Source organism: Terrabacter sp. P5_B1 (assembly GCF_056400505.1).
The window spans coordinates 1-8,459 of the sequence record NZ_JBFULD010000181.1; the positions used below are offsets into that span (position 1 = coordinate 1).

At 72.8% G+C, this 8,459-nt stretch carries 7 protein-coding genes; 5 read left to right on the forward strand and 2 right to left on the reverse strand.

Going from position 1 to position 8,459, the window contains the following annotated elements:
• The coding region (locus tag AC1DP0_RS13645; protein WP_478085092.1) for an MOSC domain-containing protein at nucleotides 1-698 on the forward strand (698 nt) is incomplete at its 5' end.
• Nucleotides 699-724: 26 nt separating this feature from the next.
• Here AC1DP0_RS13645 and AC1DP0_RS13650 read toward each other — a convergent pair.
• Nucleotides 725-2,746: an acyltransferase family protein gene (locus AC1DP0_RS13650; RefSeq protein WP_478085093.1), complete on the reverse strand. Its 2,022-nt coding sequence runs from the start codon at nucleotides 2,744-2,746 to the stop codon at nucleotides 725-727.
• A 155-nt stretch (nucleotides 2,747-2,901) separates the two neighbouring features.
• Here AC1DP0_RS13650 and AC1DP0_RS13655 point away from each other — a divergent pair, with 155 nt between their 5' ends.
• Nucleotides 2,902-3,168, forward strand: coding sequence for an acylphosphatase (locus AC1DP0_RS13655; protein WP_478085098.1), 267 nt, complete (start codon nucleotides 2,902-2,904; stop codon nucleotides 3,166-3,168).
• Between the two features lie 18 nt (nucleotides 3,169-3,186).
• Nucleotides 3,187-3,489, forward strand: coding sequence for a chorismate mutase (locus tag AC1DP0_RS13660; RefSeq protein ID WP_478085094.1), 303 nt, complete (start codon nucleotides 3,187-3,189; stop codon nucleotides 3,487-3,489).
• Nucleotides 3,490-3,510: 21 nt separating this feature from the next.
• Here the strand turns inward: AC1DP0_RS13660 and AC1DP0_RS13665 are convergent, their stop codons facing one another.
• Entirely contained in the window at nucleotides 3,511-4,146 is a 636-nt protein-coding gene (locus AC1DP0_RS13665) for an MSMEG_1061 family FMN-dependent PPOX-type flavoprotein (protein ID WP_478085095.1), read from the reverse strand.
• A gap of 112 nt (nucleotides 4,147-4,258) precedes the next feature.
• On the opposite strand from AC1DP0_RS13665, the gene smc reads away from it, so the two are divergent.
• Together smc and AC1DP0_RS13675 are read left to right on the forward strand one after the other, a co-directional pair.
• Entirely contained in the window at nucleotides 4,259-7,837 is a 3,579-nt protein-coding gene (smc, locus tag AC1DP0_RS13670; protein ID WP_478085096.1) for a chromosome segregation protein SMC, read from the forward strand.
• 133 nt (nucleotides 7,838-7,970) lie between these two features.
• A complete protein-coding gene (locus tag AC1DP0_RS13675) occupies nucleotides 7,971-8,153 on the forward strand; it encodes a hypothetical protein (protein WP_478085097.1) in 183 nt (60 codons plus the stop codon).
• Nucleotides 8,154-8,459 lie beyond the last annotated feature (306 nt).

Sequence of the window (8,459 nt, forward strand, 5' to 3'; positions counted from 1 at the left end):
CCGCCCGGGAGGAGCATGCCCTCCTGGGGCTGCGCGCCGAGCCGCTCGACGGCGGGGGAGTGCGGCTGCTCGGTGCGGACGCGGACGCGCTCGACGTGACGCCGCCCCGCGACGCCGCGCCCGTGCCGGTGGGCTTCTCAGGTCAGGACAGCGCTCGACCCGCCGGTCCCGGCGCCGACCGGTGGCTGACCCAACGGGTGGGGCGTCCCCTGCGGCTGGTGTGGCWGGACGACGCGACGCACCGCCCGATCCGGCCAGACCTGGGCGGCGCCCCGGGGGACCGCAACTCCCTCGCGGACGCCGCGCCGGTCCACGTCACGTCGGAGTCGTCGCTGGCGCGCCTCAACGACTGGGTGCTCGAGACGGCCCTCGAGCGGGGTGAGGAGCCTCGAGATCCCTTGGCGCATCGACGGTTCCGGCCCAACGTCGTCGTGGCGGGTGGCGAGCCCTTCGCCGAGGACGCCTGGTCGTCGGTGCGCATCGGCGACGTGCCGTTCCGCACGACGATGGTGTGCGACCGCTGCGTCATGACGACGATCGACAGCGTCGACCTGCGCTCCGGCAAGGAGCCGATCCGCACCCTGGCTCGGCACCGGAAGTGGGGCGGCGCCACGTGGTTCGGTGTCCGGCTCACGCCCGTGCTGCCGCTCGACCCCGGCGCGACCGTCCGCGTCGGCGACCCGGTGGTCGCCGGCTGACGGTCACGACCCAGCGACGACGGCGCTCACGGGATCGGGAGCTCCTTGAGCACGACCGTCTTGCCGGTGTTCCTCGCGGAGAGGTCGGCCATCGCCTGGCGCACCGTCTTGGAGAAGAGGTGGGCGCCCGTGAGCGTGGGATGGATGCGGTCGGACTGGACCTGGTCCGGGTGTGCCCGGAGGGCATCGGCCCAGTCGGCGACGACGACGTTGGGGCGGCCTCGAGCGACGAGCTCGAGCGTMGCGTTGTCGGTGTCGACGCGGGCGAACGGGGCCATGATGTTGACGAGGACGACCATGCGGTCGGGGCCGAGGGTGTCGAGCACCTTCTTGACGGCGTCCTCGTCGACCCCGGCGTTGGTGCCGAAGGCGAGGATGACCGCGCGCCGGTTGCCGACGCCGCGGTCCGCGACCTCTTTGAGCCCGTCGGACCACCGACGGTTGGACTTCGCGTCGATCCGGATGCCGGGGAAGTAGTAGCGCAGCGCCTGCAGGCTGYCGACCATGATCGAGTCGCCGTAGGCGTCAATCTCGTCTCCGGTCGGCATCGTGAACGAGGCCTTCACCGCCGACGCGGTCCCCGAGGGCAGAGCGCCCGTCGTCGTCGGAAGCGGAGTGCCCGTCCCTGGTGTGGTGGCTCCGGCCGAGGGCGCCGGCGTCGGTGTCGCGTCTGCCGCCGCCTCGTTCGCGGCGAGCATCCTGGCGGTCTCGCTCTGGTCGGGAGCCGTCACGACGATGACCGCGGTCACGACGGCCAGGGCGGCCAGGACGGCACCGAGGCCTCGCTTGCCGCGGAGGGTCAGTCCCGACACGCCCCGGCGCAGGCTCGTCGCCACCCCCCGGAAGCCGAGGGTCCGGAACGGCGTCTCGACGAAGCGGAAGGTCAGGTCGGCGAGCGCGAGCGTCACGAGCACGCACCACAGGCGGGTCAGCAGGTGCGACGTCGTGCCCGGGGCCGACGGGTTGTCGAGGGCCACGAGGAGGATGACGGGCCAGTGCCAGAGGTAGACGGAGTAGGACCTGGCCCCGACCCAGGACGCGGCAGGGTGGCGCATGGCCCGCTGGACCGGGGTCGCACCGTTCGCTCGGGTCATGCCGTCGCGGCGCTGCTCGACCAGACCCATGACGAGGACGGCCGTCGCCAGGGACGCCGCCACGATGCCGCCGCGGAAGGTCAGCGTCGACTGCTCGTCGAGAAAGGCCATCTCGGCGACCAGGACCCCGAGAGCGAGGGGCACGGCATACGAGCCGAACCGCCCCCAGCGCGACGGCGCCACCCACGACGCCAGACGCGGACTCGCCCAGGCGAACGCGAGCGCTGCGCCGGCCATGAGCCCCACGACGTGCGTGTYGGTGCCGTAGTAGACGCGCGTCGCGTCGGTGCCCGGCGTGAAGAGCACCGCCATGAGCAGGGAGGAGACGATGCCGGCGGCGACCGCCACGCCGACCCGCACCCGGCTCGACACCGCCAGCAGCGCGAGCGTCAGCAGGGGCCAGAGCAGGTAGAACTGCTCCTCGACCGCCAGCGACCAGAAGTTCATGAACAGCTGCGGTGCGGTCTGGTCGAAGTAGCTCGTGCCGGCCGTGATCTCGAGCCAGTTCGTCGAGAAGGTGAGGGCGCCGAGCATCTGGCGTCCCACGTCGACGAGGAGGTCCTGGCTGACACCGCGGGCGATGAGGACGCTCGTGACGACGCAGAGGACGAGGGCGGGAAGCAGACGACGCGCGCGACGGACCCAGAACTGTGACAGGGCGATCCGGCCGCTGCGGTGGTGCTCGCGCAGGAGCAGCGTCGTGATGAGGAAGCCCGAGACCACGAAGAAGACGTCGACCCCGAGGAAGCCGCCGGGCAGCCACGACGCGTTGAGGTGGTAGACGAGGACACCGACGATGGCGAGGGCCCGCAGTCCGTCGAGGCCTTCGATGCGCGCCCCGTGCTCCCCGGGGGTCTGCCCCGAGCGAGCACGCCCCGATCGCGGGATGGCCCCCGTGGCCGTCTCGGCGGTCCGGCTCGAGCCGGCCGCCCGTGAAATCGCCGACGTCGTCACGTCGCTCCTTCCGTGGGCTTCGGTGGGCGGAGCCACCGGTGTGCCTGCCGCGAGCATAGTGACGGGTGGTGCTGACGCTGCGACGCCACGCGGCATACCGTGTCGGGGTGGACGAGGGAGCGAACGGGGCGGCGCGCCCGCCGGTCAGGGTCACGATGTTCGTGCGCGGCACCGTGCAGGGCGTGGGCTTCCGGTGGTGGACGCGCGCCCGCGCGCTCGAGCTCGGTCTCGTCGGGCACGCCCGCAACACCACCGACGGGCGTGTGGAGATCGTGGCCCAGGGGAGCCCGGAGGCGGTCGACGCCCTCGAGGCACTGCTGCGCGAGAGCCCCTCGACGACCCGGCGGCCCGGCTACGTCGAGGGCGTCGTCGCGCAGCCCGGCGTTCCGAGGGACGGGATCACCGGATTCGCGGAGCGCTGAGCCGCCTAGGCTGACGGCGTGAGCGACGTGCCCGAGGTCCCCGCAGAGCTCGCCCGGCTGCGCAGCAGCATCGACAACATCGATGCCGCGCTCGTCCACCTGCTGGCGGAGCGCTTCAAGTGCACCCAGCAGGTCGGCCGGCTCAAGGCCGAGCAGCACCTGCCCCCCGCCGACCCGCAGCGCGAGGAGCGGCAGATCGCGCGGCTGCGGTCGCTCGCCGACGGCGCCGGCCTCGACCCGGTGTTCGCCGAGGCGTTCCTGAACTTCATCATCGCCGAGGTCATCCACCACCACGAGCGCATCGCGAACGGCAACGCGTAGCCGCGCCCCAGGGCGGACGCCTCAGTAGAGCGTTGCGTCCTGCCGCTCGTCGAGAGCGGCGTCGTAGGCCGCGACCTCGGCATCGGTCGTGAAGCCACCCGCCTCGCGCGTCATCATCCCCACCGTGGGCAGCGTGCTCGGGTCGACGCGGGACTCGTCGTCCCACAGTCGGCTCCGCTTGACGGCTCGGGCGCACTGGAAGTAGATGCGTTCGACCGTGACGACGAGCACGGAGGCCGGCCGGACACCCCTGACCTCGTGTCGAGCGAGCTCGTCGGGGTCCGTGGAGATGACCGCCGTGCCGCGCACGCGCAGCTCCTCGCCGAGGCCCGGGACGAGGAAGAGCAGGCCCACCCGCGGGTCGGCGACGACGTTGCGCAGCGTGTCGAGCCGGTGGTTGCCGCGCCGGTCCGGGATGACCAGGGTGCGCTCGTCGCGCACGACGACGAAGCCGCTGGAGTCCCCGCGCGGCGACTGGTCGAGGCCGCCGTCGCCGACCGTGGCGATGACGACGAACGGCGCCGCCGCGATGATCCGGGCGTGGCTCGGGGTGATCGTCGGGGACTCCTTGGCGAGGCTGTTGGCCGCCGGGGTGTCGGGGTAGACCTCGAGCAGCCGCTCGATCGTGGTGATTCGGTGCGGCTCGTCGGCGTCCACCCGTCCACGGTATGCCGTTCGCACCCAGCGGTCTCGCCTCCCCGGGGCCGGGACCGTTGGCTAGTACGCTGACCGGAATCGCTGGCCGGCTGGACAAAGGATTTCTCGGGTCGTGTACGTCAAGAGCCTCACCCTGAAGGGCTTCAAGTCCTTCGCCTCGGCGACCCACATGCGTCTCGAGCCCGGCATCACCTGCATCGTGGGCCCCAACGGGTCCGGCAAGAGCAACGTCGTGGACGCGCTCGCCTGGGTCATGGGCGAGCAGGGTGCCAAGTCGCTGCGCGGCGGGAAGATGGAGGACGTCATCTTCGCCGGCACGTCCGGTCGCGCCCCCCTCGGCCGGGCCGAGGTTGCCCTGACGATCGACAACACCGACGGTGCGCTCCCGATCGACTACACCGAGGTGACGATCGCCCGGACGATGTTCCGCAACGGCGGGTCGGAGTACGCCATCAACGGCACCCCGTGCCGCCTGCTCGACGTGCAGGAGCTGCTCTCGGACAGCGGCATCGGGCGCGAGATGCACGTCATCGTCGGCCAGGGCCAGCTCGACACCGTCCTGCGTGCGACCCCCGAGGAGCGCCGCGGTTTCATCGAGGAGGCCGCGGGCGTCCTCAAGCACCGCAAGCGCAAGGAACGCGCGCTACGCAAGCTCGACACCATGGAGGCCAACCTCACCCGCGTGCAGGACCTCACCGGGGAGATCCGCCGCCAGCTCGGCCCCCTCGGTCGCCAAGCCGAGACGGCGCGCAAGGCCGCCGTCATCCAGACCGACGCGCGCGACGCCCGGCTGCGCCTCCTCGCCGACGACCTCGTCCAGCTGACCTCGACGCTCGAGCAGGAGGTTGCCGACGAGTCGGCCCTCATCGAGCGCCGATCCGAGGTCGAGGAGTCCATCGGCGACCTCGCGCGCCGGCTGTCGACGCTCGAGGAGGCAGCCGAGGCCGCCCGCCCGGCCCTGACCCGCGCGCAGGACGAGTACGTCTCGCTCGGCCGCCTCGTCGAGCGGATGGCCTCGACGCGGTCGCTCGCCGCCGAGCGGGTGCGCCTGCTCAGCGAGGACGACGAGCCGGAGGCCCCCGGTCAGAGCAGGGACCCGGAGCTGCTGCGCGTCCAGGCCGCCGAGGTGCGCGAGCAGGAGGCGTTCCTCCTCGAGGAGATCGCCGAGGCCAAGGCCGCCCTCGAGGAGGCGGTCATGAACCGCGCCGACGCCGAGCGCGGCCACGCGGAGGAGACCGCTCGCCTGCAGCGCGAAACCCGGGCTGCCGCCGACCGCCGCGAGGGCCTGGCCAAGCTCGGCGGCCAGGTCGGCGCCAAGGCCTCGCGCATCGAGGCCCGCGAGGCCGAGGTCGGGCGCCTCCGCAGCACCATCGAGGCCGCCCAGGCCCGCGCCACCGAGGCGGAGCACGAGTTCTCCCGGCTCGAGTCCAGCGTCGCCCAGGACGAAGAGGGCGAGGAGGGGCTCGACACCGCCTACGAGGAGGCCGCCGCGCGCCTCGAGGCCGCCGAGGCCGAGCTCGCCCGGTGGAAGGAGGCCGAGACGACCGCCGAGCGCGCGCGCACCACCGCCGCCGCCCGGGTCGAGGCGCTCGGCCTCAGCCTGAGCCGCAAGGACGGCGCGGCAGCACTGCTCGCCGCCGCCGACGAGGCCCACCAGATCCTCGGGTCGGTCGCCTCGCTCGTCACCGTCGAGCCCGGTCTGGAGAATGCCGTCGCGGCCGCTCTCGGGTCCGCCGCCGAAGCGCTCGCCGTCGGCTCGCTCGATGCCGCTGCCGCGGCCCTCGACGCCCTCCGCGACGGCGACAACGGCCGCGCCAGCCTGCTCGTGGCCGAGTCGGCCACGCACGTCGACCGGGCGTCGTGGCCCACCCTGCCGGGTGAGGCCCGGTGGGCCCGGGACGTCGTCGAGTGCCCGGAGTCCGTGCGTCCCGCGGTCGAGCAGGTGCTGGACCGCGTGGCACTCGTGCCGGACGGCTCGGCTGCCCGGGAGGTCGTCCGCACCCATACCGGCGTCACCGCCGTCACCCGCGGCGGGGACGTCTACGCCCCGGGCACCGTGCGAGGCGGCAGCACGACCGCGCCGAGTCTGCTCGAGCTGCAGGCCGCGCTCGACGACGCCCAGGACGCCATGGCCCGGGCCACCCGAGAGGGTGAGGAGGCTCGCTTCCGCGTCGTGGGCGCGGAGGCGACCTGCGCCGAGCTCACCGACGCCGTCGAGGCTGCTCTCGAGCGGCTCAACGAGAGCGACGCCCGGATGGCCGCGATCGCCGAGAAGCTCGGCTCGCTCGGACAGACCCTGCGGGCCGCGCGCTCGGAGGTCGAGCGCACCGAGAAGGCCATCGCCGACGCGATGTCGGCCCTCGAGGCCGACCAGACCGAGCACGCCGCACTCCTCGAACGACTCGAGGCCGCGAGTGGTGAGGGCGACTTCGCCGACGAGCCGTCGACCGAGGAGCGCGACCGCCTCGAGGCCGTCGCCCGTGAGGCCCGGGCGGCCGAGACCGAGCTGCGTCTCGCGCTGCGCACCCGGGAGGAGCGCGCGCGTGCCCTGAAGGACCGCGCGGATGCGCTCGAGCGCAGTGCTCGCCACGAGGAGGAGACCCGCCGGCGGCTCGCGGAGAAGCGAGCGCGTCGCCAGCGTGAGGCCGTGGTGGCCGACGCCGTGCGCACCGCGGCGACGTGGGCGCACGCGCTTCTCGTCGAGTCGGCCGAGCAGGCGGGRCACGCCCGTGCGGCCGGTGAGGCCGAGCGCACCGAGCGTGATGCCGAGCTCGCCGTCGTGCGGCGTGACATCTCGGTCCTGCAGGCCGAGCTGCGTGAGCTGACGGACACCGTGCACCGCGACGAGGTGGCCCGCACCCAGCAGCGCCTGCGCATCGAGCAGCTCGAGACCAAGGCGGTCGAGGAGCTCGGGATCGCGCCGTCCGACCTCGTCGAGGAGTACGGTCCGCACCAGCTCGTCCCGTCGGTGCCCGACCCTGATGCGGATCCCGACGCGCCGCAGCCCGACCCCGTCCCCTTCGTGCGCGAGGTCCAGGAGAAGCGGCTGCGCCAGGCCGAGCGCAAGCTGAACGCACTGGGGCGGATCAACCCCCTCGCCCTCGAGGAGTTCACGGCCCTCGAGGAGCGTCACAAGTTCCTCACCGAGCAGCTCGAGGACCTCAAGAACTCCAAGCGTGACCTGCTCGACATCGTCCGGGAGGTCGACGAGCGCGTCGAGCGCGTCTTCGCCGAGGCCTTCGAGGACACCGCGGTCCAGTTCGAGCGGGTCTTCCAGCGGCTCTTCCCCGGCGGGGAGGGACGACTCGTCCTCACCGACCCGTCCAACATGCTGACGACCGGCCTCGAGGTCGAGGCCCGGCCGCCGGGCAAGAAGATCAAGCGCCTGTCGCTGCTCTCCGGTGGGGAGCGCTCGCTCGTCGCCGTCGCGCTGCTCGTCGCGATCTTCAAGGCCCGCCCCTCGCCGTTCTACATCATGGACGAGGTCGAGGCCGCCCTCGACGATGCCAACCTCGGCCGGCTCATCACCCTCTTCGAGGAGCTGCGTGACAGCTCCCAGCTCATCGTCATCACCCACCAGAAGAAGACGATGGAGATCGCCGACGCCCTCTACGGTGTCAGCATGCGCGGCGACGGCGTCACGACCGTCGTGTCCCAGCGCCTGCGCGACGTGGCCGACCGCTCGGCCTGAGGCCCCGGCACACCTGCCGAGTAGAGGCGGCCGGGGGGGCCTGCGGGACGGGCTGGGAGACGGACCTGGAGTTTGCCAAATCGTCACCCGACGGTATTTGCGCCACAAGAGCCACATGCGTCACTCTTGTCACATGGTCTTCCTGGTCCTCTCGATGCTCGTCGTCACCGTGCTCGGTGTGGCGGTCGTCGGCGTCGTCGCGGTGCCTGCGCACCGTGGCGGCCGCGACCTGCTCACCGCCAAGGGGGAAGGGGTTGCACGCGCGGCACGTCGTCGCGCCGAGACCCTCAGTCGCCCGCGCGCCCGCACCCACTAGGCCGCGTCCGACCGCCTGCCCACCTCGATCAGCCACCGGCCAACGCCGGTGGCTGACGTGTGTCCGGGCGGGGTGGAGACGGGATCGAGGCGGACGGGGGGCCGTCATCCCCGTGGTTGGATGGCTGACGTGGAAACACTCTTGATCTTCATCGTCATCGGCGCCGTCATCGTGCTCGGGGGGCTCGCCTACGGTGTCAGCCGCATCGGTGGCGGTCGCAACCGCGGCCTCGAGCGCGAGGCCCCGCCGACGCACGCCGGGCTGCCCGGCGAGGACCTCGACCGCCGACCGCCCACGCACGCCACC

Excerpts from the sequence above, each read along its gene's own strand:
- AC1DP0_RS13655 (WP_478085098.1), top strand. The coding sequence starts at position 2,902 with ATGTTCGTGCGCGGCACCGTGCAGGGCGTGGGCTTCCGGTGGTGGACG.
- AC1DP0_RS13675 (WP_478085097.1), top strand. The coding sequence starts at position 7,971 with ATGGTCTTCCTGGTCCTCTCGATGCTCGTCGTCACCGTGCTCGGTGTG.